Raw genomic sequence first — 23,090 nt, 5'->3', positions numbered from 1 at the left:
TCGCCGTTTTTCTTTGTGCTCGTCGCGCCCCGTGACTAGCTGGCCAGCAGCGCCAGAGCCACGCGAGGCGCATCGCTGACCTCAAACGCTTCGACGCGCCAGCCCGCCGCCTCAGCTAGGGCCCGCACTCGAGCTTCATCGAACTTGCGCGAGCTTTCGGTGTGAATCGTTTCGCCCTGAGCAAAGCGGAAGACCAGCTTGTCCAGTCGCACCGTCATGGGACGCAGCGCCTCCAGATGCATCTCCATGCGCGCCTCGGCCTCGTTCCACACCGCCCGATGGGCGAAGCCGTCCAGGTCAAAGTCTGTTCCTAGATCGCGGTTGGCCCGCGCCAGTACGTTTAGGTTGAAGCGGGCGGTCACGCCTTGCGCATCATCATAGGCGGGGACGAGGATAGACGGCTCCTTGATCAGATCTACGCCCAGGATGAACTGGGCGTCCGGCCCCAGCATGTCGCGCGCGCCGCGCAGCAGGCGCTCGGCGGTTTCAGGCGTCAGATTGCCTATGGTCGAGCCTGGGAAAAAGCCGACGCGCCGCCCCAGGCCGGCTTCGGGCGGCAGGACGCCGAGATGCTCGAAATCGCCGACAAGCGGCAGAACCTTCAGCGCGGGATAGGCCTGCCTCAATCGCGCGGCCGCATCCTCCAGCGCCGTGGGGCTGATGTCGATCGGGATGTAGGCCGCTAGATCTGGGGCGGCGTCCAGCACGATCCGGGTCTTCTCGCTGGCGCCCGAGCCGAGTTCGACCAGGACGGCGCCGGCGCCGAACCGCCCCGCCCACTGCGGAGCGACGCGCCGCAGCAGCGCCGCCTCCTGGCGGGTTGGATAGTATTCGGGCAGGCGCGTGATCGCCTCGAAAAGGTCCGACCCTCGCGCATCATAGAACCATTTGGGCGGCAGACTCTTGGGACGCGCCGCCAGGCCTGCGACCAGATCGCGACGAAACGCTTCATGCTCGTCGTCCCCCTCGCCGCGCCGCGTCGCCACGCGAGAATCAGATGCCAGCCGCACGCCGGTGAAGGCCCACCGCTGGTCTGGGTAAAAGAAGTTGCGATAGGTCGGCCGCGCGTGGCCCGGCGCCGTGGCGAAGGCGCCGCCACGCAGCACCATCTGATTGGCCATGAACTTGCCGTTGTACTCAGCCGCGGTCCCCTCGGTCGGCCGAAAACCGGGGTAAGGCCCATAGGCGGTGGCGGTCCATTGCCACACCTCTGTCTCCAGGTTGGAAAAGGCCTCGGGACGGCTGCAGGCCGCATGCTCCCACTCCGCCTCGGTCGGCAGCCGTCGCCCGGACCACCGCGCGAAAGCGTCCGCCTCATAGAAGCTAACGTGACGCACCGGCGCCGACGGATCGACCGGCCGGCGGCCCGCCAGCGTCATCACCGTCCATCCGCCGTCTTGCTCGCGCCTCCAGTAAAGAGGCGCGGTCCAGCCTCGGTCCTGAACCGTCGCCCAGCCGTCGCTCAGCCAGAGATCGGGCCGCGCGTAGCCGCCATCGTCCATGAAGGCCAGCCATTCGCCATTGGTGGTCAGGTCGGCGGCCAGATCGAATGGTTCCAGCCATACACGGTGAGCGGGCCGCTCATTGTCGAAAGCGAAACTCTCGGCGGCGTCGCCGATCTCGACCAGCCCGCCCTCAAAGGCCTGCCATCCGCCACGTGGAGCCTGCAAGGTCGCGAAGCGTGGCTCCTGTTCATAGGCGGCCGGGTCCAGCGGCGAGTGCGACATCAGGTGCAGGATATCCATCAGGAAGAGCTCCTGATGCTGTTGCTCGTGGTTCAGGCCCAGCTCAAAGAGATATCGCTCCAGCTCACCAAACGGCGCCGAGGCGTCGGCGAGTCGCGCCCCCATTCGCCGATCGACCTCTTCCCGGTAAGCCATCACTTCGGCCCGGGAGGGACGTGTGATCAGCCCGCGGTCAGAACGAGCGATCCGCTCGCCCAAAGCTTCGTAATAGGAGTTGAATACCCGCCCCAGCTGCGGATTGATCGGCTGATAGCCGGGCCCGTGCAGCAGCATTGTCTCGAAGAACCAGCTCACATGGCCGAGATGCCATTTGCCAGGACTGGCCTCAGCCATCGACTGAGCCTGAAGGTCCTCATCCGTCAGAGATGCAGCGAGTGCCGGCAATACGCTGCGCGTCTGCTGATAACGTTCCAGATCGCCGACAGCGGCGGCCGTCGTCTGCTGCATGCTGCCCATGAAGCCGCCTCGCCCCCATCTTTGATGTCGCTGCTCGCCACCTGGTTGAAATGCGGGCGATGCACGGGCGGTTCCCCCTGCCGGATGGCCGGCCCCGTCTTATTCCGCCTCTGAACGTTGCGGCCGGCCTCAGTAGGAAGGCGGCCTTGGCCTACAAAATAATGCCCAGCAGGACAGCGGCGCCGGAGGAACAGCGCCTCTCCAGAAGGGTTTTAATTTATGGCCACAGGAGAGTCCGTCATGATGACTCCGCAACACCCCCCGTCCCCCGAACATCCCCGCGCGGGCAAGCGCGGGATCATGGACTGGCTGTTTGGACGCCCGCCCGCCCCGCCCAGGAAATCCAGCTCGAACCTCTATCTGGGCGACATCGTCGATGGCGACTTCAGCTCACCGTCGGTGCACCACCACCACAAGCCCCCGCCTGACAAGCAGGCATAAAAACCAAGCCAAATGAAAACGGCGCGGCCCCCTCGGAGCCGCGCCGTTGCACATCAGGCCTGAGCCCGCCATCAGCCCTTGAGCAGCGGCGCCAGCTTCTGGGCGATCATCATGTCGCCGGCGATCTTCAGCTTGCCCTGCATGAAGGCCATCATCGGGTCGAGGCGACCTTCCGCCAAGGCGACAAAGTCATCCCACTTGATCGAGACGGTGGCGTCAGCCGGCTTGTCGTCGTTGCTGACGGTGTTCGGAGCCGAAGCGCCGTCGATGAAGATCTTGCCGTCATCGCCGAAGTCCAGCTTCACGGTCTTGCCCAGACCCGAGTTTTCGCCGACGGCGGCGCGGATCTTGTCGGTGGCGAGGGCCAGATCGGCCATGTGCGTCTCTCCCGTTGAGAAGGTTGAGGCTCACGCCTAACCCGCGCGCCGCGCGGCGCCAAGATCACCTTAGGGAAGCAGAGCCTCGATTTATTCGGTCCCGCCCCTGCTCGCCTCATGCCCCGGCGTTACATGAGTTTGCGTTCGCCCCGGCTCGAACCGCTTACAAGTGCGGCTATGCTTGATGAGGATACGCCGATGGGTCGCCTGCTTACTTCCGAAGAAGTTCGCCTCGACAAACTATGGCGCGAGCATTTTGGGCAACCGCTGCCCATGGTCGGCGCGCCCGAAGTCGCCCGGCGCATCCTGCGCCAGCACGGCGTACCTGTGCGCCGCCCCGCCGACTCCAAGACCGCCGCCCCAAAGACGGCCGCAGCTGATTTCGTCATTCTTGAGGGGGAAGGTCTGGCGGAGACGGAGGGATACTCCGCTGTGTGACATCTTTAGGCCTGTTGTAAAAAGCTTTTTGTTTACCGTGGCTTTTGCGATTGCGCTGTCACACAATTTGTCACACAATTCTTCGCGAAATGGCTCGCGTACCCTCCCATCTGATCCTTCGTAACGGCGTCTATAACTACCGGCGTCGCGTCCCCGCTGACCTTCGTTCAAACCCGGTTTTTAGAGGGCGCGATACGTTTCAAGTGTCGCTGGGCGTCAGGACATTGGTTGAGGCCCGACAACAGGTGGCATTGCGGAAGCTAGACGAGCTTTTTCACGTCGAGCATCCCGCTACCGACGAAGCTGCGGAGCGCACAGCCCTGACCCCGGCGCTTCTCGCTCACATAGCGAAATCCGCCTTTGAACGCAGCATGACAGCCACTCAGAGAGACCGCCTGTCTGACCCGGACGATGTGCGACAAGAAAAGGACGAGTGGGCCGCTCAGCAGGTAAGCGCGCTCAATGATCCAATCGGCGGGCTAAACACGCGCGAACACCTAAGACGTGAGCTTGCCCCTGTGCTTCAAATCGAAGCTGAGGCTAAAGCTAGAGAGTTCGGCCTCAGCGCCGACGAAACGAACCTCAACAGGATTGCGGGCGCACTGTTCGACGCCGAGGTTGGAGCGATAGGCGCGCGCGTTGATTTCGCCAGCGGCAAAGCAGTACCGACTATGCCCGCCTTCGCCCATGCCAGCCCATCGGGCTCCGCAATCCCCCTACGCAAAGAAGCGCACTGGACGTTCAAAAAACTGGCTCAGGCAGCCATGCGCCAGCACCCCAAGGGAGACAGCTGGGAACACAAGGTCACGACTGTCGCCAAGCTATTCGATGACTACGTAGGTGCAGTGCCGATCTACAAAATCGATCGCCGTAAGGTCCGGGACTTCATGAACGATATTCAGTTTATGCCGGACCGGATGGCTATGCGCTTCCCGGACCTTTCGTTGAAAGACGCAATCAAAGCGAATGACGCGCGTGAGACGCCTTACCGCTCCATATCTCCGAACACGGCGCGAGACGGCTATTTCTCAATCATCCGGTGGGTCTTTAACCATGCGCTAGAGCTAGAGGCGATCGCGACGAACCCGTGCACCGGCATTCGGATCAGCGGGGCGACCAAGGCGAAAGGGAAGCGAACGCGGAACCCATTCACCGTCGCGGAGCTAAATGCCTTCTTCCGCCTACCACTCTTCACCGGATGCCTATCGGAGCAGCGCCCTAACACCCCCGGCAAATACACGTTTGACGATCACAGGAAGTGGGCTCCGCTAGTTTTGCTTTTCTCCGGGGCTCGTCCAAGCGAAGTAGCCCAGCTGGCCGTCGCAGATATCAAAAGCGACGGGCCGCATCCCTACATTTCAATCCTGACCGAATACGATCCTGAAGACCCCGAGGACGAACGCGACTTCGTGGTATCTCACAAAACCGAAAACGCCCGTCGAAACATTCCAATCCATCCCCAACTTATCGACCTGGGTTTCCTGAGCTACGTGCAGCGCCGCAAAGATGCTGGCGATGAGCGCTTGTTCCCAGGATGGAAACTCTCAGGGGACGGACGCAAGCTCTACTCATCAGCCTCGTGGATCAGGAGTCTGAATGAGAAGCAGATTCCTGCGATCACCATGCGCCGCCCGAAGCCTACACTCTACAGCTTCCGGCATACATGGAAGACGCAGATGGCTATCTGCGGAGTACCCACGCAGTATCAAAACCAAATTCTCGGCCATGCTCAGTCAGGGATGGATGAGCATTACCTTGGTCGAATGGACATCGAACATACTTACAAGGCGATTAGCCGAGTTAGTTTCGATAAACTTGATCTCGACCACCTAAAATCTAGCTGATTAGATAGACGTTATGTGATATTATTATCACATGACTTTCTCTGATATGGTTGAGCGATGGAAAGGCGGCTCTGACGGCTTCTTCAACTTCCTCGAAGACGTAAAGCCTGTAGTTCGATGCTCCAAGGGTGGCTTCACCCCCTTCGTCCCCGGCCCTCGGGAGCGATCCGAGATCGTTCAGGCACTAGACGGCGACTTCTCGACCGTCGTCTTCTCATGGCCGCGACGCCACGGAAAAACCGCCACAAGCATCATGATCATCCTGTGGCGTTTTCTCACGCGCCGCACCGAAAACGTAGCCATCGTCGCGAACTCCGAAAAGCAGGTGGTCGATACCGCCTTTCGGATGTTGCGGGACGCCTTCGAAAACACACCCTTTCTAAAACGGCTGACGGACGCGGGAAGCATCGACGTGGGCATGGACGCCATCCGTTTTCCGGCCACATCATCTGTGATCCAAGCCTTCAGCGCTAACCCCTCCGCTTTGTGGGGGAAAAAGCTGACGGCGGCGCAAATCAGCGAGCTTCATGCTGCAAAGAGCGATGGCGTACTTGAAGCCCTGACTGGCTCTCTGATCGACACCGAGGGCTCGATGTTGCTGATCGACTCGACCGTGGGACCGATGTCGTCGCCGCTCTATGCGCTCTACCAATCCCACCTCGCCGGGGATGACCCCAGCCTGTTCTTCTCGCACATTCAATATAGCGACCTGGACGACGCTTGCGCCAACAGCCCACCGTGGATTGATCGCGCAAGGCTGCGGGCCGCGTCGCGTCGGATGCTTCCCCAGCGCTTCGCATTGTTCCACTTCAACCGCTGGGGCGATGCGTCCAGCCTCCTGATCGCCAGCGACGCGCTCGCCCTCTGTACAGCGAACAGCTACCTTCCCGACCCCAAGGCTTTGGCGGGGGGCGCGAGCTATGTCGTGAGCGGCGGGTTAGACCGAGCTTTCGGCGGATCGAAACATGGCGACGCAACCGTAACGACGGCTGTCATAATGACCGTAGTGGACGACGAAGAGCATTATTTCGTGCTGGACTCGGATGTGGTGATGTTCTCGCGCTTGGCGGGCATCAAAGCCAACCTGAAGCGCTATCACCGCGATTGGGGGATGACTCGCTGCGGCCTCGAAACCTACGGCGCGCAGGACGTTTATGATTGGGCGCAGGCAGAGGCTTTCGCGGATGGGACGGAACTGATCACGCCCAGCCGAAAGGTGCAGTACCAAGCGTTCACACTGTTAGCGACCGCCGCCGCCGAAGGACGTCTTCACATCGATCCACGCTTCACCCGCCTCATCGAAGAGCTGAAGTGCTTCGAAATCACCGACGATGGCAAAGAGACAGTCGGAAACGAAGCCATCCCGAAGTTCGGCCATCCTCGCGGGAAGCATGATGACCATGTTTACTCCCTCGCCTGGGCGATGTTCGCGACGCGGGAAATAACTCTCAACCCTTATGAGCTACCCGGTGTCCGATGCACCGACACCACCGCAGCGCGGACCATGTGCGCGCTCAACGGCGGTGCGTTGATCCCGCTATGCGCCGGTTCCTGCCGCTCGATGAGAAAAGCGTTCGACCTGTTCGACCAATACGCCGAGCGCAGCCCTCGCAATAACCTCTCTGTAGAAGTCTTCATAAGCGAGAAGCTAAATACAGGAAGTCATACGATTGCTCGCTAAATCGTGTTGCGCAATAGCAACATATAGTGATATACTTATCTCATGCTGGGATTTAGCGACGAAAGGAAGTCGTTCTTAGATTTGGTTAGAAACTCGGAGCCGCGAAAACTTCGCGCCGCCGAAGCTTTAGCATTCTTTGACGACAAACAGGACGAAACCACCCTAGCCCTGATTAGGCAGCGTTTCGCCAACCCGGAGTCATTCCGGGTCTTTAACGTGAACATCGTCAAAAAGATCGTAAGCCGTCGCGCTACGGCCTATCAGACACCGCCTGTCCGCACGTTTGAAGGCTGGGATCAGAGGGCGGCCTCTACCCTCTATCAGGACGCCAACATCGACGCCGTTATGAAGCGAGCGTCCAAGCTGACCAAGTTGCACAAAACGACCGCACTACAGGTTGTTTGGACCGAACCGCATGGCCTCCAGGTCCGCGTTCTGACCCCGAACATCCTCGATGCGGAATGGGACGACCCGGAGCACCCCACCCGGATTGTCGTGACCCACGCGGCCCACAACCCAGCGCACACGACCTATTCAGACTGGACCGCGAACGGCTTCGTTCGTCGCAACGCCAACGGCCACAAGTTGCCAAACCCCGGCAATGCGGGCGACCAGAACCCTTACGGTGTCCTACCCTTTGTCCCGTTGTTCGACCGTCTGCCCGACGCCGATTTCTTCCTTCCGGGCGGCGACGATCTCATTGGCGCACAGAAAGCCCTCAACGTCGGCCTGACGAACCTGTGGCGAGCGGTCGAACTGCAAAGCCACGGCCAAGCTGTCGCGAAGGGACTTCCTATCGGCGACCCAATCGCCACCGGCCCCGACAAGGTGATCCTGCTTCCGAAGGATGGCGAGTTTTCCTACGCGGCCCCCAACACGCCCATTCCCGATATCCTCGAAGCGCTAGAGTTTCTGATGCGCTCGACGGCGGCGACTAACGATTGCACCGCCGATGTTCTGGACCTGTCCAAAACGGCTGAATCCGGTTCAGCCCGCGAAGCTCAACGTATCGACCTGAAGGAAGCCCGCCTTGATGACATCGCCCTATGGCGAGGCTTTGAGCGCCGTCTTTTTGAAACGATCAAGCGCGTCGTCAACACCCACCGCCCCGGAATGATTCCCGAGGGCGCGACGGTTCGGGCTGACTTTGCCGAGCTTCAGGACAATCTCACCGAGGCCGAAGTTCTCGCCAATCTGAAAGAGCGCGCCGAGCTTGGCGTGTCTTCCCCGGTCGATGCTCTGATGGCGCTCAACCCGGACGGCTACGCCACCCGCGAGGACGCCTACCGCGCCCTCATCACCTGCAAACAAGAAAGCCAGGAACTGCTTCTGGCCCTCTGAGGAAATACTGTGACTGACGACATCAAGGAAAACGCAGCCAACCAGATCGACCTGACCGCCGACATTGCCCGCTTGGACGCCGAACTGAAGAGCCTCCGCGAAGCTACTAGAACGGCAATCTCCGACGACGACCTGGGCGATTTGATCACCCAACTCGAAGATATGATCCCGGAGGGTGAAAGGGCGAAGCTCCCCACCTCGGGATCGCGGGAGCATCAAATCTTCTCCCGGATCAACGCTGTCCTGAAGACTCAAAAAGCGCCTCGTGTCCCGGAGACTGACACCAAACGTCCCGCCCTGACGACGCCATCGACCGACTACACCGGCCTTCCGGCACACGCCCGCATCGCAGCCGGTTACGGCAAAGCCTGACCGTCCCGCGTCTCAACAAACCACCCCCGCCAAAGGCGGGAGAAAGGATCAAAGTGAACAAACGTGCTGACTCAATCCGAATGGAGCAAGCTCAACCCTAACCCTCTGCAATCCGGCATTGTCGAGGTATTCGCCCGCGAAAACCCGGTCCTGGCCCTGATGCCCTTCCAGAGCATCGCCGGTAACGCCTACACCTACAACGTCGAGGAAGAACTGCCCGGCGTCGAGTTCCGAACGTATAATGAGGGCTACTCGGAAAGCACCGGCGTCATTAATCCGCAGACCGAGCGCCTGACCATTCTCGGCGGCGACTCTGACTTCGATGTCGCCCTGATCGCCCAACAGGTCGGCGGCAACGACACCCGCGCCGTCTATGACGCCCTGAAGGCGAAGGCGCTGACCCTGAAGTGGTTGCGCACCTTCTTCGAAGGCGACGCTGACACGAACCCCAAAGAGTTCGACGGCATCAAAAAACGCCTGACCGGCGACCAGATCATCGAGGCTGGTGCGAACGGCGGCGCGATCACGATGGCAATGCTGGATGAACTGGTTGACGCCGTTCAGGGCCAGCCGTCCGCGATTTTCGCCCGCAAGTCCGTTATCCGCGCCTATCGAAATCTGTTGCGGGCATCGGGCGGCACCACGCCCGAAACGATCATGGTTCCCAACTTCGGTCGCCCGGTCATCGCCCATAACGGCGTCCCGATCCTGCCTATCGAACTGGATACGCGCGGCACGGAAATCCTGACCGCCGATGAAACCCAAGGCACGAACGACAACACCTGTTCGGCCTATGCCGTTCGGTTTGACATCGACGGCCTGCACGGGATCCAGACAGCGCCCATCGGTGCGCGCGACCTTGGCGAAATCGACGCCAAGCCCGCCTTCCGGACTCGCATCGAGTGGTACTCGGGCATCGCCCTGAAGTCTGGCCGCTGCGCCGCTCGTCTCAAAGGTCTGACGAACGTCTGACCGATCCAGTGACATCGCCGTCACGGCGGCGATGACGGGCGGCCCTCTAACTCAGCAAAGGCAGAGGGCCGCCCCCACAAGGGCGTCGCTTCCCAACGCGCGACGCCAAGCAGGGACGGATCGTGGTTTCTCAGCGCGATCCGTCCCCGCCCCAAGGGTACAAACATGGAATATTACAATGACGATCTGACCGCCGCTGAAAGCCTCGTCAGCCTTGAGGCCGCCGACAGCATCTTAGCCAACACCCTGCACGGTCGCGCTTGGACGGCCCGTGCAGAGAGCGATCGGCGGGCTTGTTTCGATGATCCGGAGCGTCAACCGGAACGAAGCGATGACAAGTCCGCCCTTCGCGATGCCAGCGCCATGCTCGCGGCACAACCGTGGAAAGGCCGCCCCGCCGACAGCGAACAGCCTCAGTCATTCCCCCGCGTCGGCATCCGCCTGGAAACGGGCGCTTCGGTTCATGGCGTCCCCGCCGCAATCCAAACTGCTACCGCGCTACTCGCCGCCCACCTGATTCAGCAGGCCGATCAGCCGATCTCACCTGAACTCCTGATCAGCTACGCAGTAGGCGAGAGCCAGGGCGTTTTCCGCGCCCCCAGCCTCGACTCCCTCCCCCGCCACGTCCGCCAGCTGATCCAGCCCTACCTCAATGCAGGTTCCGGGTGGGCGCTGGTGAAGGCTTAGGAGGCGTCATGGTACCCCTTATCGGCCTTGGCCTCGACCAACGTAAACTTCGCAATCCGTGGTGGTTCAACGCTGAACGCGGCCTTCTCGTTAACACTGAGGGCGTCCACCACTCCAAGGCGTTCCAAAGCGATCCTGAGCTGCTCGGATTAACGCACGACGATATCAACTTTAAAGCCGGGTGGGACGCCCGATACATTGGTCATCGAGAACAGAAAGAATTCTATTGGGCCTACCCGAACCTATTGCTTCGGGAAGGGTGGGTAAGAATCGATGTCGTGGAAATAGGCAGCGAAGTCACCATTATCATTTGCGCGCCTAAAATGAGTTTAGTGGATGATGCGATCAACATCGCCCGCCAGAAGGCTCATCAAACAGTCCACCGCCTCGTTGTCGTGGTGTTTCCGCGAACAGAAGTCACCTCCAAAATGGAGACGCAGCGCATCGAGCTTAGCGGTGCCCCTCTTCATACTGCTCTCCGGTCAGGTATATCTTCCTTCGCTCGTCCGGACATGCTGTCGGGCAAAGAAGCAAGCCATTCCAAAATGCGCCCTAGCCGCTGCCCATTTGGGTTCGGGGGGCGATGATGGACGATCTCGACATCCTAATCGCAAGGCTGACGGCTGAGTTCGAAGACACCCTTCACCTTATCTTTAAAAAAATCTCTGAAGAGATTGATATTGATCAGCTTGCACATGCGATAGCAGCGCATGACGAAGTAAGGATCGCCGCTATCCTTAGCTTCGATGAAGGGCTTCATCAGGGTATCGATAGCGACCTTAACAACGGCCTTCTGTACGCTCTTATCGGCGGCATTGCGTTCGCTATGAAAGGCTTCGCGCAACGTCATCGCTCGCGGGTGAATCCTAATGGCGAAGTCGAACAACTCATGGCCGAGCTTCGCCGCAACGTGGTCGAACCCCTCGCCCGCCGCGCCTATGAAGCCACCACCCAAACCATTAGCAGGATGCAGCGCCTGAACTTCAACGCGCATGAAATCGCCCGGAGCGCGGTAGCTGCACTGTCCCTCGCACCGGATCAGGCGAAGAGCATCGTTTATATGCGGAAGGCCGTCAGGGAGGCCCTACAGGCCGCCTCAGCCCTCCCCGAGGGCGAACTCCCCCCACAAGCCGCCAAAACCATTCTCGACCGCGTACAAAGCCATCTGAACGCAGCCCAGCACGCCGCGCTCAGAAAGGCGTTCTCTGGACCTCTGGACGAAACAACCGTCCAGAAATTGCTCCTTCGGCACACAAGAGCTTTGGCCTCCTACCGGCAATCAGTCATCGCCCGACAGGAAGCCACGCGCGCCGTACACCTTGGAGAGTACCTGGCTTTCCGACAGGGAAAGGCGAACCGCTCAATTCCCCGCGATGCCCGGAGGTTCTGGCGCACTCGGGAGGATGAACGGGTACGTCACACCCACCACCTTGTCCCAGCCATGAATGCCGATGGCGTGGATGTAGGTGAACCCTTCCAGACGCCGTTAGGCCCGGCTCTGTACCCGCCATTGGAGATAAACTGCCGATGCAGGGTCGATGTCAGAAGGCCGAATGCAGGGGCGTGATTCAATCCGGGAGGGATCAGTTCCACAAACAGGGCGCGCTCCATCCCCACCCTCATCGCCGGCCCAGCAAAACCCAAGCCCTGAAAGGAGGGCACATTATGAACTCGTTTGAAAGCAGCAATGAACACCGCGACATCACCGCCCTTTTCACCTTGGAAATCGACGGCGGGAAAGCCGATGGCCGCAGTCAGGCCGCTAGGGTATTCAAACGCACCGCTGGCGACCTGATGGATCAGCTGGCGCGGACGCCAAAGCCATCGGAAGGCATTCTTCTCCGGAACGCCGCCACCCTCGCCTTCCTATGCGACCGCGACACGGCCCGCCTGATGGCCGGTCAGGCAATCGATGAAGAGAACTATCGGCGGAATGCACAGGCGCTAGGCGGCGTCCTGATCAAGCTCGGGATGGCGGCGAAGAGCCGAGACGTGACCAAGGGTGCATCGAAGGGCGGCGACCCGTTTGCCGACGCGATCAATGCGACGTACCGAACCGGATAAGAGAAAGGCCGCCATGTCTCCATGACGGCCTTCCCTATCAGAACAACCGCGCGAGAGCGCCGATCCACGAAGCCAGAGGATGCAGGTTGCATCCCAAAGCCATGCGGAACATCGCCCCGTTCGGCTGGCTGGCTTCGATAGCGAACAACAGAATCAAGATTCTGTCTCCTCTACCTCGCGTCCCGGTCCCTTAGGGTAGTCGGGGGATGCGTTAGGCCAACGCTGCGGGGGTTTTTTACCTGTAGTCCGGTTGGTGACCCCTTACACGCTCCGACTATTCCGTTGGCCGAAACCTCGACCATGATGTCGAAATAGGAAGCGTCACCGCGCACCACAAGGGGTGGAAGTTATGCCGCCAGAATCCGATGAACTGACGTGCGCCCGATCCCCAGCCGCTTGGCGATCTCGCTGGGGCCTACGCCCTCAGCCTTCAACGCCAACACCTGATCGGCCTTATTCCGGGCGGTAGGCTGACGCCCCTTGTACTTCCCCGCAGCTTTTGCAGCGGCGATCCCGGCCCGCTGGCGTTCCAGCATTAGCTCACGCTCAAACGTCGCGATGCCCGCCATGAAAGTCAGGAGAAGTTTCCCGGTAGGCGTAGAGGTGTTGATGTCCATAGAGAGGATGCGAACCACCACGCCGCGCTGGTCCAAGCCCTCAACGATATTCAGCAACTCGCCGGTATTTCGGGCCAAGCGATCCGGCCTCGTCACTATGAACGTGTCCCCGTCCCGGAGATAGTCCAGGGCGGCTTTCAGCTGGGGCCGGTCAGCATCGATGCTCGACACCTGTTCGCTGAAGATGCGCGAACACCCGATGCTTTCCAGTTCGGCAATCTGAGCGTCCAGCCCCGCGACCTGATCGGCGGTCGAGGTCCGTGCATATCCAATGACTGCACCGTGAGCCTTCGCCATTCCGACACCCTTTCAGTTCCACAATCTCCATGACTATGTGGAACATCATGTTCCAAAAGTCAAAGACAATGTATGTGGAACATGAATCTAGACGGTGACAGATGTTCCGATAGGGCGAGCCTCAATGGAACACGTAGGGCGAACAGCGCCGGGATAGATTGCTAGAAAACTAGCGACCTCCTTTTTTCGGAGGGCAGAGGGCGGGACCACCCCACTTCGGCTCGGGAGGCCGCTCGTCATTACAAACGCCGCCCTTCCGATCAGCGACAGCCGCACGCCTCACGATAGTTTTCTACAGGCACGCCCGCTTCCACGGGTTTTGAGAGTAATACTCCACTCGGCTCCCCTCCCCTTCAGGGAGAACGTCCATCACGTCACCATAGGTGCCAGGAAGGGTCCTATAAATCCGGAAACCACCCTCACCTTTAGGCTCCGCACGACTGTAGGCCGGATCGATTGCAACCATGCAGTCGGCGTATTCTTTGGGTGTCTTGCCGGTGCGTTCGATATGAACAGCGCCGCGCTCCAGCTTCGCAGGCACGGACATTGCGCATCCAGACAGGGTAATCGCGGCGATAATCAAACAAGCTTTCTTCATGCCTGCCTGATCCAGCCTGAGTTCAAGGTAAAAATCATCCGATCACCATCACCCGTAGCTGCGAGCGTCGTGCGCCGAACTTCACGCCGACGCCGCGCATCAGAAATTCCAAGGGCCATCCGCTTCCTCAAATGGCGATTTAAAGGAAGCGCAGCCTTATCAAGGACGATTGGGTTTGGGTATCCGGGCGCGAGCCGAAATCTGTCAGAGCGGATCCGGATGCGGTTCTTGACACGCTACCCCCGTCCTGAAACTTATTTAATTATCTAATCTAGATTAGATATATAAGAGACTTCTTTCGTTGTCCCTTATTCATTCGCTCCGCTCATTCATAAGTGACAAGAACGAGGGGTGCGTGTCAAGATGATTTCGACACCCACCCCCTCCGGGATGCGGAAACAGTCACATCCCTACAACACATACGCGCGTGAACCGGGCCGAGTCCCCGCGACAATGAGAGCCTTTGCCCGAAACGCCGTTCATCTAGTTTTCTAGCTTGCTATAAAGCTAGATAAATACTTGGACATCCTACATCTTTTACTGTTTACCCCTGATTCTCGGTGACATATAATAGTGTCATCATGAACATCATTTCAGAAGAAAGGCGCACTCACAGCGCAGGCCAGAAGCGAAAGCTTCTTTGTGTACAATCATCCACCCACCGCCTCCTCCAGCGGGTGGCGTCGATCCGGGGCGAGAGCATGAGCGACACGCTCTACCTAGTTCTCCGCGACGAACTACAGCGGCAAGAGGGTGGGGATACCTGGGCTTTTGTCCCGCCGCCGTTCAGCATCAAGCCGACTTATCTAGAGCATGAGTGCGCGGTGCTGTTTTGGCACCCGATGTTTGGCGGCGTCGTCCTAACCAAGGCTGAGGCCGTCCAGCTTGCCGACGCTCTTCAGCGAGCCGTGGACAGCGACGTAAAACCGACGTTGGCGATGATCACCACGCACAGCGCAAAGGCTCTCAGCTTGAGCCGTGGCGGTCGTCACTTCAAAATCCACGTGGATGATCAATCAGCAACCGTAACGCGGCCCGTCGCCATCGACGTTGTTGCCGCCCTGGACTCGGCAAGCGTTCACGCCGGTCCTCTTTCCACGACGGTTCACTGACGCCAGTGTCCTACGCTAACCACCTACACGATTGGGCTGAAACCAATGGTGCGCGTCACGCTCTGACGCTCACTCTTGGCCTGTGGCCTTCGCGGGCGTTCGATCCCGAGGCGAGCTTCCGTCCCCATCTGAAAAAGCTCTTCCGGGCCATCGCCCACGAAGTGTTCGACATTCCCAAGCGCCACCTCCCGAATATGGACATTAGAGAAATGCCTTGGTTCGCGGGCGTGGTTGAACAGGCCACGCGCAGCGGCGCGCTCTATCCGCACATCCACGGCTACATCGCCATCCCGGATCGCCTAGAGCCGCTTCTGAGGGGGGTTCTACGCAATCGATGGGGACAGGACGCCAGCCCTTCCCTGCCCGCCCACCGCATAGAGGAATGGCAACTCGTCAACGCCCCTTCGGAAGCGATTGCCCCTCGGGCCGTAATCCCTCCCCGCCTGGGCTTCAGACCCACGTTCGAGCTTCGGGAAACCGTCAGCGCCGGATGGGCTGACTACTCCCTCAAGCGCTCTGGTGCCGATCTTCGCGGCGTCTGGACCACTCCGGAAATCCTTCACTAATCAAGCCAAAGACCCAACTAACGAAAGACAAAAGCCAAGCCCTCGCGCGGTCATCCTTCGGGACGCGAGGCAGGAAGGCAGGTGGTTCATCCACGGCCTTCCGGACCGATACGGGAGAAGTGCGGATTTGCGACGCACACAGCCCCGGCCCGATGTGGGTGTCAGCCTGAAAGCGGCGCGCAAGGTTCGATCTTCGAACAAAACCATCCTCGCATCACGGCTGTTCTGAGGACGCTCAGTCAGCCGGATAGCGAAGCTATGCCTAAACAAAAACAATCAAACGCATCATCGAGAAAACCAATGACCGCCATCACCCTTCAACATCAGACCCAAGCCGAAATCATCGACATCGACTACCTCTGGTACATGATCGAAGAGGAATCCCATGAGGATCATCAGGACGGCGATATCATCGTCTTCTGTCATAGCCGCCGAGGCTGGCTGACCGCCCTTCAGTCAGGAAATACCGCCCTTATCGTTCCGGGCAAGGTTCGCGATAACAGAGGCCTTCCGGCGACTGCGGAGGTGGTTCAGTTGTGGGCATAACAATCGATGTCAACAGAACCAGCCCACCTCCAAGGATATCGACGCCCTCATTATAGCAATAAGTACAAGCTACGCGCGGCTCGCAGCACAACCCCATTAGACAATAGAGACATCGCCCTACGGGCTTCAATAGATATTTCTACGGCCTGATCTATGTAGGAACTACTATGATCATCTTCGACCAATCCCATCTCATAGGACTCTTGATCAAAATATAGTCCAAGGTGCTTCACCCTTTCCGTTGCCCCGAGAGCCACATATCGTGACAGCTTGGCCTCCTTGCTAGCAGCAATCGAATTAGCAAGATCCTCTCGGAAGCCCTTCGCAACTTCTCTTGTAACACCCCTCAAACCGTCGATTGATCTGAGTAGGACAAATGTCTCAGAGATAGCTTGATCAGCTTGCAACAACATAGTTGCCGCGGCTTGCTTCCTGCGATGATAAGTCCAGCGTCGGTCGATTTTGCGGAGTTCCTCCGGATTACCCCATAACTCCAAAACAACCTTGCCGACTTCCTCGAGGGCAAGCACGCTCAAAGCGATAGCCGAGCCGCCGCGTCGATGAGACATCAAGAGATCGGCGTCAGCGAGTAAACGTTGAGCGTTCTGAACGATCCGACCCAGCATTATACGCCGGTCCTCCGTGCAGTCTAAAGGCCAAGCGACGGAGATGGTATCCGAAGCGCTCAATCGTGCTGCACCCGCCATGTCGTTAGCTGTCTGACCTGCGCGCTTATGCATTTCCGCGAGTACCCTGCCTCACCAAGCCGCCTCAACGGCCCTCATCTCAGATCACGGGCCGCTGCCCCCCAAAAAAAAGGCCCCCGAGCGCACCCACAGTCAAGCAAACCATTTTTCACCCCCCCTCCAACGACCAGGGTAGCCAAGGCATCCGACAGGGGCCGCTCGTTGTTGCCGCTTCGGTCCAAAAAGGTGCCGGCCTTCCGACAGGCGTAAATCGTTGTGACGAATCAAGCGGCCCGGTTTGCGCGCCCTAACCGCTCACCAATCCCCCTGAGGGGTAAGGAAATGCTGTCACACAATCTGTCACACAACTAGCGCCGAAGGGCAGTTAAGCTGCTGATTTTGTTGAACCTTTAAGGCAATGGCGGAGACGGAGGGATTCGAACCCTCGGTACCCCTTACAGGGTACGACGATTTAGCAAACCGTTGCCTTCAGCCACTCGGCCACGTCTCCAGCAGGCCGCGTGGATAGCGAGTCGCGCGACGCTTCGCAATGCGGAACTGACGCGCTTTGTGTTAACCCGGCATAAGAGTGGCATGTGAGACGGGGGTATCGCCCCATTTTGCTCGATTTCGGGAAAGAGATTTGGCCATCACCCCTGCCGAAACCCTGGCATCCGCGACGGATGGCGCCCGCGTATCGCGCGCGGCGTCGGCCGATTCGCGCGCCGCGGCGCCGGCAGGGTCGGTCGGAAGGGCGCGGCGGGGGCCGCTGCGTCCCGAAGTCTGGCTGAACACGCGCCAACGGGCGGCGGCGCGGCGGCGCGTCTTCTATTTTCGAGGCGTGGACGTCGTCGTCTCGATCATCCTGTGCTGCGTGGCCATCGACCGGCTGAACCCGGGCGGTATGGCGCAGGTCACCCTGTTCCAGGCCCTGCCCATCCTGACTGGCGCGCTGGTCACCCTCGGCCTTATGCGCTCGCTGGGCTTGTATCGTTTTGACAGCAGCAGGGCGCCGGCGCGCCATCTGGCCGGCGTCGCCGCCGTGGCCGCGCTGGGCGGGGCCATCGCCTGCGGGCTGGGCCTCACCCTGCCGAGCGAGACAGCCGTAGCGGAGTACGGCTGGTGGGCGCTTGCGTCCACGGTGGCGGCGACGGGCCTGCACACCATCTGGCGCATGCTGGTGGCTCAATGGAGAAGCCGCGGCGATCTGACCCCCAACGTCGTCGTGGTCGGCGCCACGCGCCATGCCGAATCCCTGATCCGAGAAGCGCTGGATCGCCGCGACCTGAACATCCTGGGCGTGTTCGACGACCGTCTGGCCCGCACGCCCGACGCCTTGGCCGGCGTGCCGGTGCTGGGCGGCGCCGACGCCCTCCTCGAACATCGGCTGACGCCCTACATCGACCGGGTCATCCTGGCCATCGACCCGACGGCCGAAGCGCGAGTCCGCGCCCTGACGCAAAAACTGGAAGCCCTGCCCATCCCCTTGACCATGCTGGTCGATCCCAAGGGAGCGGCCCATCGCAACGAGGCGCTGGAGAAGCTGGCTTCGGCCTCCCTGCCCCTGCTCGGCGGAACGGTGGACGGCGAGCGGCGAGCATTCAACAAACGTATGCTCGACATCATCCTCTCGGCGCTGGCGCTGATCGGGCTAAGCCCGCTTCTGTTCCTGATCGGCCTGGCCGTGCGGCTGGACAGCCAGGGTCCGGCCCTGTTCCGCCAGCGCCGCCACGGCTTCAATCAGGAAGAGATCGTAGTCTGGAAGTTCCGCACCATGCGCCAGGAATCGTCCGACGCCACCGCCAGCCGTCAGGTCACGGCCAACGACGACCGCGTCACGCGTCTGGGCAAATTCCTGCGCGCCACCAGCCTGGATGAACTGCCCCAACTGGTGAACGTGCTGCGGGGCGAGATGTCTCTGGTCGGACCGCGCCCACACGCCATCGGCATGAAGACCGGAGACGCAGAGTCGGCACGTCTGGTCGCCGAATACGCTCACCGTCACCGCATCAAGCCGGGCATGACGGGCTGGGCCGCCATCAAGGGTTCGCGCGGGCCGCTGCATACCGCCGACGAGGTGCGCCGCCGCGTGCAGCTCGATATCGAATACATTGAACGCCAGTCCTTCTGGCTGGATCTGTGGATCATCGCCGTGACCGTTCCTGTGCTGTTGGGCGACCGGATGGCCGTGCGCTGATGTTCTGGCGGGGGGTTTTCGGCTACCTGCCGGCCAATATCGTGCAGGGCGTGGTCGGGTTTCTGACCATCATCATCTTCACGCGCCTGCTGTCGCCCGAGGATTTCGGGCGCTACGCCCTGGCCTATTCGGTACTGACGCTGGCTCATGTGGCGACGTTCAGTTGGCTGGAAGCCTCGATGGCCCGCTTCTGGGCCGCCCAGTCCGACGAGGCGCAGATGGCCGGGCATTTCGCCAGCCTGTATCGCGCCGCCTTCCTGATGACCGCCGTCTTCGTGCCGGTCGTCGGCCTGATGGTGTGGCTGTGGCCCATGCCCGAGAGCTTCCGCCTGCCGCTGGCGGTGGCTCTGGCGGGCGTGCCGGTGCGCTGCTTCCTGAAGCTGGCGCAGGAGCGCTTCCGCGCGGCGGGCGAGGTCGGCCCCGCCGCCGCCATCGACATCTGGAGCGCAGTCGCCGGACTGGTCTTCGGCGTCGGCCTGGCCCTGCTGGGTCTGGGGGCTGAGGCGCCGCTGGCGGGTATGCTGCTGGCGCCGCTGGCGGCCCTGCCCTTCATCCTGCCCGCCGAGCTGCGCGAGGCGAGGCGCGGACGGCTGGATCGCCAAAGGCTGAAAGCCTACGCCGTCTATGGCTATCCCATCGCCGTCGGACTGGGGCTGACCGTGGTGCTGGCCTCGACGGACCGCTTCCTGCTGGCCCTGTTCATGAACGAGGCGGCGGTCGGCGCCTATCACGCCGCCTACAGCATCGCCAATCGGACGCTGGACGTCATGTTCGTCTGGCTGGGCGCCGCGGGCGCTCCCGCCCTCGTCATGGCGCTGGAGCGCGGCGGGCGCGAAGATCTTCAGGCCGCCGCGCGCGAACAGGCCTCGACCCTGGTGTTGATCGGCCTGCCCGCCGCCGTGGGCGTGGCCCTGGTCGCGCGGCCGCTGGCTGAGTTCATGATCGGCGAAGACCTGCGCACGGTCGCCGCCTCCGTCACGCCGTGGGTGGCGCTGGGCGCCTTCCTGTCGGGCATGACCACCTATTATTTCGGACAGGCCTTCACCCTGGGCCGCCGCACCGGCTGGCTGTTGCTGGCCATGAGCATTCCCGCGGGCAGCAACATCGTCCTGAACATCCTGCTGATCCCGCGTTTCGGCGTCATGGGCGCGGCCTGGGCGACGGCGATCAGCTTTGCACTGGGCCTGAGCGCCTCCATGACCATCGGCCGCCGCATCCTGCCGCTGCCCGTGCCGTGGAACGCGCTGGCGCGCTGCGGTCTGGCTGCCGCCGTCATGGCCGCAGCCGTGCTGTTGCTGCCGCCGGTCGGAGGCTTCGCCGAGCTGATGATGGACGCTGCCGTAGGCGTAGCCGTGTACGGCGTCGTCGCCTACGCCCTGAACGCCGCGGGCGTGCGCGACCTGCTGCGTCGCCTGCGCGGCTTCCTGCAGGCTCGAAGGGCGGCGGCATGAGCGTCTCGGTCCATGACAACACGGCATGGGCGGCGGCGACACCCATCCTGTCGGTGCTGATGCCCTTCCTGCGCGACGATCCGTCGGAGCTGCTGCGGATGCTGGACCGCGAGGCCCATACCGTCGATGGCCGCGCCGAGTTGATCATTCTTGACGATGGCACGACCGACCCGACCCTGACCGCGCGCCTGACCGCCCTGATCGATGCCCTGTCCCTGCCTGCCCGGCTGATCACCCTGGATGCCAACGAGGGGCGCTCAAAAGGCCGCAACCGCCTGGCCAAGGCCGCGCGCGGCCGCTTCCTGCTGTTCCTGGACAGCGACATGCGCCCCGACCATCCGCGCTTCCTCAGCGACTGGGTCGATCTGGCGATGAAGGAGGACCCGGCCGTGGCGTTCGGCGGGTTCTCCCTGCTTCAGGCGCCGACCGACGCGCGCTTCGCCGTCCACCGCCAGATGGCCGCTCGCTCCGACTGCATCCCCGCCGGTCAGAGGGCGCTGCAGCCTGAAAAATACGTCTTCACCTCCAACCTTCTGGTGCGCCGGGACGTCTTCGACACCGAGAGCTTCGACGCCGGTTTCAGCGGCTGGGGCTGGGAGGATGTCGAATGGGCCATGCGCGTCTCGCGCCGGTTCACGGTCACGCACATCGATAATCCGGCCACCCACATGGGTCTGGACACGGTCGAGGCTCTGGCCGCCAAATATGAACAATCGGCGCCCAACTTCGCCCGCGTGGCCGCCCGGCATCCTGACTTCGTCGCAGCCTATCCAAGCTATCGCGTGGCGAAAAAGCTGAAAGCCATGCCCGGCCTGCGCTTGATCCGGCCTCTGTTCAAACACGCGGCCCGCATCGGCCTGCTGCCCCCCGCTGTTCGCGGCCTCAGCCTGCGGCTGTATCGCGCCGCCCTGTATGCCGAGGCGATATGAGCAGCCCTGACGTCGCCGTCGTCATTCCGACCCTGCGTCGCCCGGACGAACTGACCCGCGCCCTGCGCTCGATCTTCGCTCAGCAGCACGTCGACAGCCGCCTGCGCGAAATCGTCGTCGCCGACAACGACCCCGAGGCCAGCGCCCGCGCGACAGTCGAGGCGTTGAAGGCTGAATCGCCGGTCCCCTTGATCTGGACCCATGCGCCGCGCCCTGGCGTAGCCACCGCGCGCAACACAGGCCTTTCCGCCACCCAGGCGCCGCTGATCGCCTTTCTGGACGATGACGAGGTCGCCAGCCCCGGCTGGCTCGCCGCCCTGCTGCGCGGTCACGAGGCGACCGGCGCTGACGCCGTGTTCGGCCCGATCCAGGGTCGTGTGCCCGACGATACCGGCTGGGCGACGGCCTATCTGGAACGCTTCTTCGGCCGCGAAGGGCCTGAAGGCGACCAACTGATCGACGAGCCCTACGGCTGCGGCAATTCGCTTCTGGTGCGTGCCACGGCCCTGCCCGGCCAGACCCCCTTCCACGTCGGATCGGATCAGATCGGCGGCGAGGACGATGTCCTGTTCGCCGCCTTGAAGGCGCGCGGCGGCCGGTTCGGCTGGGCGGCCGAGGCCTGGGTGGACGAGTTCGCTCCCCCGCATCGGGCCACCCTGCGCTACGCCCTGACCCGCGCCTTCGCCTATGGCCAGGGCCCCAGCCAGACGGCCGCCGAGGCGCGCGACTGGTTGGCCGTCGGCCGCTGGATGGCCATCGGCGCCGTCCAGACTCTGGTCTGGGGCGGAGCGACCCTCGTCATGACCATTATGGGGCGCGCCAGCCGCGCGCAGATGTCCGACCGCGCCGCGCGCGGTCTGGGCAAGCTCATGTGGATGAAGGGCTTCGAGCCGCGCTTTTACGGCCAGAGCGAACTGGACCGCCTGAACCGCCAGCGCGCGTCTAGCTGAAAAACCGCTTCAGCAGCTTGGGCGGGCTCCAGGTCGAGCGGTTCATCACCAGACCCGCCACACGGCCGCCGGCGGCGTCGATCTCTTCACGCAAGGCGGCGGGAGCGGCCGCGCCAGTGCTGTCCGCCGCCACCACCATCACCGTGGAGTCCGCCAGGGGAGCCAGCGTCAGGGCCATGTCGCTGCGGTCCGCCGCCGGGGCGTCGATCACCACAGTGTCGGCGTGCGCCCGCAGTCGGGTCCAATAGCGCGGATCATCGATCGCTTCGACCCGCTGGCCTGCGCGCAACAGCTCCATATGGAAGCGGGTGACATACAGCCGCCCACCCAGACAGGCCTTGGCTGTCAAGATTCGCCCAGGCGCGGCCGGCCTGCCGTCGCGGCCGCGCAAGGGCGGCGTCACGGCATAGAAGGCCGAGCCATCGGGCGACGCCTGCACGGACGGCCCGAGCCGCCCGAACCGATCCGGCTGGGCGGCGATCTGCTCCATCTGGCCCTGCTGCGACAGATCGCCGTCGATCAGCCACACCGGACGGCGTCCGCGGACCGCCGCCATGCGCGCGAACTCGCGCGCTACTGTCGAGACGCCCTCGCCTGAGGTCGCCGCGGCGAACAGGATCACGCGGCCGCGATGCGCCGGGGCTGGCCCCAGCGCGGCCCACAGGCCAGCCATTTCTGTCGTCAGATCGACCATGCGAATCGTTTACGCGCGCGCCATTTGTT

At 61.8% G+C, this 23,090-nt stretch carries 24 protein-coding genes and 1 tRNA gene; 18 read left to right on the top strand and 7 right to left on the bottom strand.

The features are described 5' to 3' along the window. Positions 1-35: 35 nt before the first annotated feature. Positions 36-2,201 (bottom strand): ergothioneine biosynthesis protein EgtB, encoded by a 2,166-nt coding sequence (gene egtB, locus H9656_RS01865; RefSeq protein WP_191742583.1) that lies wholly within the window; start codon positions 2,199-2,201, stop codon positions 36-38. Between the two features lie 240 nt (positions 2,202-2,441). Here egtB and H9656_RS01860 point away from each other — a divergent pair, with 240 nt between their 5' ends. Continuing rightward, on the top strand, positions 2,442-2,642 hold the full coding sequence (locus tag H9656_RS01860; protein ID WP_191742582.1) for a hypothetical protein: 201 nt from the start codon (positions 2,442-2,444) through the stop codon (positions 2,640-2,642). 71 nt (positions 2,643-2,713) lie between these two features. On the opposite strand, the gene H9656_RS01855 is transcribed toward H9656_RS01860, so the two are convergent. Then, positions 2,714-3,019 carry an SCP2 sterol-binding domain-containing protein gene (locus tag H9656_RS01855; RefSeq protein ID WP_024354161.1) on the bottom strand — a complete coding sequence of 102 codons (306 nt, stop codon included), beginning with the start codon at positions 3,017-3,019 and terminating at the stop codon, positions 2,714-2,716. Between the two features lie 198 nt (positions 3,020-3,217). On the opposite strand from H9656_RS01855, the gene H9656_RS01850 reads away from it, so the two are divergent. From H9656_RS01850 to H9656_RS01805, 10 genes are all read left to right on the top strand, one after another. Continuing rightward, the gene (locus H9656_RS01850) at positions 3,218-3,457 is read left to right on the top strand and encodes a hypothetical protein (RefSeq protein WP_191743806.1); all 240 of its coding nucleotides are present in this window, start codon (positions 3,218-3,220) and stop codon (positions 3,455-3,457) included. 89 nt (positions 3,458-3,546) lie between these two features. After that, positions 3,547-5,301: a site-specific integrase gene (locus H9656_RS01845; RefSeq protein ID WP_191742581.1), complete on the top strand. Its 1,755-nt coding sequence runs from the start codon at positions 3,547-3,549 to the stop codon at positions 5,299-5,301. 31 nt (positions 5,302-5,332) lie between these two features. Continuing rightward, positions 5,333-6,982, top strand: a complete 1,650-nt coding sequence (locus tag H9656_RS01840) for a terminase large subunit domain-containing protein (RefSeq protein ID WP_191742580.1) — start codon at positions 5,333-5,335, stop codon at positions 6,980-6,982. Between the two features lie 42 nt (positions 6,983-7,024). Beyond that, positions 7,025-8,323 (top strand): hypothetical protein, encoded by a 1,299-nt coding sequence (locus tag H9656_RS01835; protein ID WP_225212188.1) that lies wholly within the window; start codon positions 7,025-7,027, stop codon positions 8,321-8,323. 9 nt (positions 8,324-8,332) lie between these two features. After that, entirely contained in the window at positions 8,333-8,695 is a 363-nt protein-coding gene (locus tag H9656_RS01830; protein WP_191742579.1) for a hypothetical protein, read from the top strand. Between the two features lie 63 nt (positions 8,696-8,758). Beyond that, a complete protein-coding gene (locus tag H9656_RS01825) occupies positions 8,759-9,667 on the top strand; it encodes a major capsid protein (RefSeq protein ID WP_119412205.1) in 909 nt (302 codons plus the stop codon). Positions 9,668-9,832: 165 nt separating this feature from the next. Continuing rightward, the gene (locus H9656_RS01820; RefSeq protein WP_191742578.1) at positions 9,833-10,354 is read left to right on the top strand and encodes a DnaT-like ssDNA-binding protein; all 522 of its coding nucleotides are present in this window, start codon (positions 9,833-9,835) and stop codon (positions 10,352-10,354) included. Positions 10,355-10,362: 8 nt separating this feature from the next. Beyond that, positions 10,363-10,941 (top strand): hypothetical protein, encoded by a 579-nt coding sequence (locus H9656_RS01815; protein WP_191742577.1) that lies wholly within the window; start codon positions 10,363-10,365, stop codon positions 10,939-10,941. Further along, complete coding sequence (locus tag H9656_RS01810; protein ID WP_191742576.1) at positions 10,941-11,921, top strand: hypothetical protein; 981 nt, start codon at positions 10,941-10,943, stop codon at positions 11,919-11,921. The genes H9656_RS01815 and H9656_RS01810 overlap by 1 nt, the downstream gene beginning before the upstream one ends. 98 nt (positions 11,922-12,019) lie before the next feature. Next, a complete protein-coding gene (locus H9656_RS01805) occupies positions 12,020-12,418 on the top strand; it encodes a hypothetical protein (RefSeq protein ID WP_191742575.1) in 399 nt (132 codons plus the stop codon). A gap of 347 nt (positions 12,419-12,765) precedes the next feature. On the opposite strand, the gene H9656_RS01800 is transcribed toward H9656_RS01805, so the two are convergent. Together H9656_RS01800 and H9656_RS01795 are read right to left on the bottom strand one after the other, a co-directional pair. Beyond that, entirely contained in the window at positions 12,766-13,332 is a 567-nt protein-coding gene (locus tag H9656_RS01800; RefSeq protein ID WP_191742574.1) for a recombinase family protein, read from the bottom strand. Positions 13,333-13,624: 292 nt separating this feature from the next. Continuing rightward, the gene (locus H9656_RS01795) at positions 13,625-13,930 is read right to left on the bottom strand and encodes a hypothetical protein (RefSeq protein WP_191742573.1); all 306 of its coding nucleotides are present in this window, start codon (positions 13,928-13,930) and stop codon (positions 13,625-13,627) included. A 701-nt stretch (positions 13,931-14,631) separates the two neighbouring features. On the opposite strand from H9656_RS01795, the gene H9656_RS01790 reads away from it, so the two are divergent. The 3 genes from H9656_RS01790 to H9656_RS01780 all read left to right on the top strand — a co-directional run bounded on the left by H9656_RS01790 (position 14,632) and on the right by H9656_RS01780 (position 16,154). After that, the gene (locus H9656_RS01790) at positions 14,632-15,042 is read left to right on the top strand and encodes a hypothetical protein (RefSeq protein ID WP_119412212.1); all 411 of its coding nucleotides are present in this window, start codon (positions 14,632-14,634) and stop codon (positions 15,040-15,042) included. 5 nt (positions 15,043-15,047) lie between these two features. Next, positions 15,048-15,608 carry a hypothetical protein gene (locus tag H9656_RS01785; protein WP_191742572.1) on the top strand — a complete coding sequence of 187 codons (561 nt, stop codon included), beginning with the start codon at positions 15,048-15,050 and terminating at the stop codon, positions 15,606-15,608. 300 nt (positions 15,609-15,908) lie between these two features. Next, positions 15,909-16,154 carry a hypothetical protein gene (locus H9656_RS01780; protein WP_191742571.1) on the top strand — a complete coding sequence of 82 codons (246 nt, stop codon included), beginning with the start codon at positions 15,909-15,911 and terminating at the stop codon, positions 16,152-16,154. Positions 16,155-16,204: 50 nt separating this feature from the next. On the opposite strand, the gene H9656_RS01775 is transcribed toward H9656_RS01780, so the two are convergent. Together H9656_RS01775 and H9656_RS01770 are read right to left on the bottom strand one after the other, a co-directional pair. Beyond that, complete coding sequence (locus H9656_RS01775; protein ID WP_191742570.1) at positions 16,205-16,780, bottom strand: AbiV family abortive infection protein; 576 nt, start codon at positions 16,778-16,780, stop codon at positions 16,205-16,207. A 479-nt stretch (positions 16,781-17,259) separates the two neighbouring features. Continuing rightward, a tRNA-Ser gene (locus H9656_RS01770) sits at positions 17,260-17,351 on the bottom strand. 132 nt (positions 17,352-17,483) lie between these two features. Between H9656_RS01770 and H9656_RS01765 the strand changes: the two genes are divergently transcribed. The 4 genes from H9656_RS01765 to H9656_RS01750 are packed head-to-tail and all read left to right on the top strand — an operon-like array spanning position 17,484 to position 22,367. After that, the gene (locus H9656_RS01765; RefSeq protein ID WP_225212187.1) at positions 17,484-19,037 is read left to right on the top strand and encodes an exopolysaccharide biosynthesis polyprenyl glycosylphosphotransferase; all 1,554 of its coding nucleotides are present in this window, start codon (positions 17,484-17,486) and stop codon (positions 19,035-19,037) included. After that, positions 19,037-20,488, top strand: coding sequence for a lipopolysaccharide biosynthesis protein (locus H9656_RS01760; RefSeq protein ID WP_191742568.1), 1,452 nt, complete (start codon positions 19,037-19,039; stop codon positions 20,486-20,488). Before H9656_RS01765 ends, H9656_RS01760 begins: the two co-directional genes overlap by 1 nt. Further along, positions 20,485-21,417, top strand: coding sequence for a glycosyltransferase family 2 protein (locus H9656_RS01755; protein ID WP_191742567.1), 933 nt, complete (start codon positions 20,485-20,487; stop codon positions 21,415-21,417). The genes H9656_RS01760 and H9656_RS01755 overlap by 4 nt, the downstream gene beginning before the upstream one ends. Continuing rightward, entirely contained in the window at positions 21,414-22,367 is a 954-nt protein-coding gene (locus H9656_RS01750) for a glycosyltransferase (RefSeq protein WP_191742566.1), read from the top strand. The genes H9656_RS01755 and H9656_RS01750 overlap by 4 nt, the downstream gene beginning before the upstream one ends. Here the strand turns inward: H9656_RS01750 and H9656_RS01745 are convergent. Further along, positions 22,360-23,061: a P-loop NTPase family protein gene (locus H9656_RS01745; RefSeq protein WP_191742565.1), complete on the bottom strand. Its 702-nt coding sequence runs from the start codon at positions 23,059-23,061 to the stop codon at positions 22,360-22,362. The genes H9656_RS01750 and H9656_RS01745 overlap by 8 nt on opposite strands. Positions 23,062-23,090: the final 29 nt, after the last annotated feature.

It is taken from the genome of Brevundimonas guildfordensis, assembly GCF_014836405.1.
GTDB classification, from domain to species: domain Bacteria; phylum Pseudomonadota; class Alphaproteobacteria; order Caulobacterales; family Caulobacteraceae; genus Brevundimonas; species Brevundimonas guildfordensis.
The sequence above is the reverse complement of the archived record's forward strand: the minus strand, read 5'-3'. Positions and strand labels throughout refer to the sequence as shown.

Bases quoted from the DNA above. Each gene is read 5' to 3' on its own strand.
- egtB (WP_191742583.1), bottom strand. From the start codon at position 2,201: ATGGGCAGCATGCAGCAGACGACGGCCGCCGCTGTCGGCGATCTGGAA.
- H9656_RS01860 (WP_191742582.1), top strand. From the start codon at position 2,442: ATGATGACTCCGCAACACCCCCCGTCCCCCGAACATCCCCGCGCGGGC.
- H9656_RS01855 (WP_024354161.1), bottom strand. From the start codon at position 3,019: ATGGCCGATCTGGCCCTCGCCACCGACAAGATCCGCGCCGCCGTCGGC.
- H9656_RS01850 (WP_191743806.1), top strand. From the start codon at position 3,218: ATGGGTCGCCTGCTTACTTCCGAAGAAGTTCGCCTCGACAAACTATGG.
- H9656_RS01845 (WP_191742581.1), top strand. From the start codon at position 3,547: ATGGCTCGCGTACCCTCCCATCTGATCCTTCGTAACGGCGTCTATAAC.
- H9656_RS01840 (WP_191742580.1), top strand. From the start codon at position 5,333: ATGACTTTCTCTGATATGGTTGAGCGATGGAAAGGCGGCTCTGACGGC.
- H9656_RS01835 (WP_225212188.1), top strand. From the start codon at position 7,025: ATGCTGGGATTTAGCGACGAAAGGAAGTCGTTCTTAGATTTGGTTAGA.
- H9656_RS01820 (WP_191742578.1), top strand. From the start codon at position 9,833: ATGGAATATTACAATGACGATCTGACCGCCGCTGAAAGCCTCGTCAGC.
- H9656_RS01815 (WP_191742577.1), top strand. From the start codon at position 10,363: ATGGTACCCCTTATCGGCCTTGGCCTCGACCAACGTAAACTTCGCAAT.
- H9656_RS01810 (WP_191742576.1), top strand. From the start codon at position 10,941: ATGGACGATCTCGACATCCTAATCGCAAGGCTGACGGCTGAGTTCGAA.
- H9656_RS01805 (WP_191742575.1), top strand. From the start codon at position 12,020: ATGAACTCGTTTGAAAGCAGCAATGAACACCGCGACATCACCGCCCTT.
- H9656_RS01800 (WP_191742574.1), bottom strand. From the start codon at position 13,332: ATGGCGAAGGCTCACGGTGCAGTCATTGGATATGCACGGACCTCGACC.
- H9656_RS01795 (WP_191742573.1), bottom strand. From the start codon at position 13,930: ATGAAGAAAGCTTGTTTGATTATCGCCGCGATTACCCTGTCTGGATGC.
- H9656_RS01790 (WP_119412212.1), top strand. From the start codon at position 14,632: ATGAGCGACACGCTCTACCTAGTTCTCCGCGACGAACTACAGCGGCAA.
- H9656_RS01780 (WP_191742571.1), top strand. From the start codon at position 15,909: ATGACCGCCATCACCCTTCAACATCAGACCCAAGCCGAAATCATCGAC.
- H9656_RS01775 (WP_191742570.1), bottom strand. From the start codon at position 16,780: ATGCTGGGTCGGATCGTTCAGAACGCTCAACGTTTACTCGCTGACGCC.
- H9656_RS01760 (WP_191742568.1), top strand. From the start codon at position 19,037: ATGTTCTGGCGGGGGGTTTTCGGCTACCTGCCGGCCAATATCGTGCAG.
- H9656_RS01755 (WP_191742567.1), top strand. From the start codon at position 20,485: ATGAGCGTCTCGGTCCATGACAACACGGCATGGGCGGCGGCGACACCC.
- H9656_RS01750 (WP_191742566.1), top strand. From the start codon at position 21,414: ATGAGCAGCCCTGACGTCGCCGTCGTCATTCCGACCCTGCGTCGCCCG.
- H9656_RS01745 (WP_191742565.1), bottom strand. From the start codon at position 23,061: ATGGTCGATCTGACGACAGAAATGGCTGGCCTGTGGGCCGCGCTGGGG.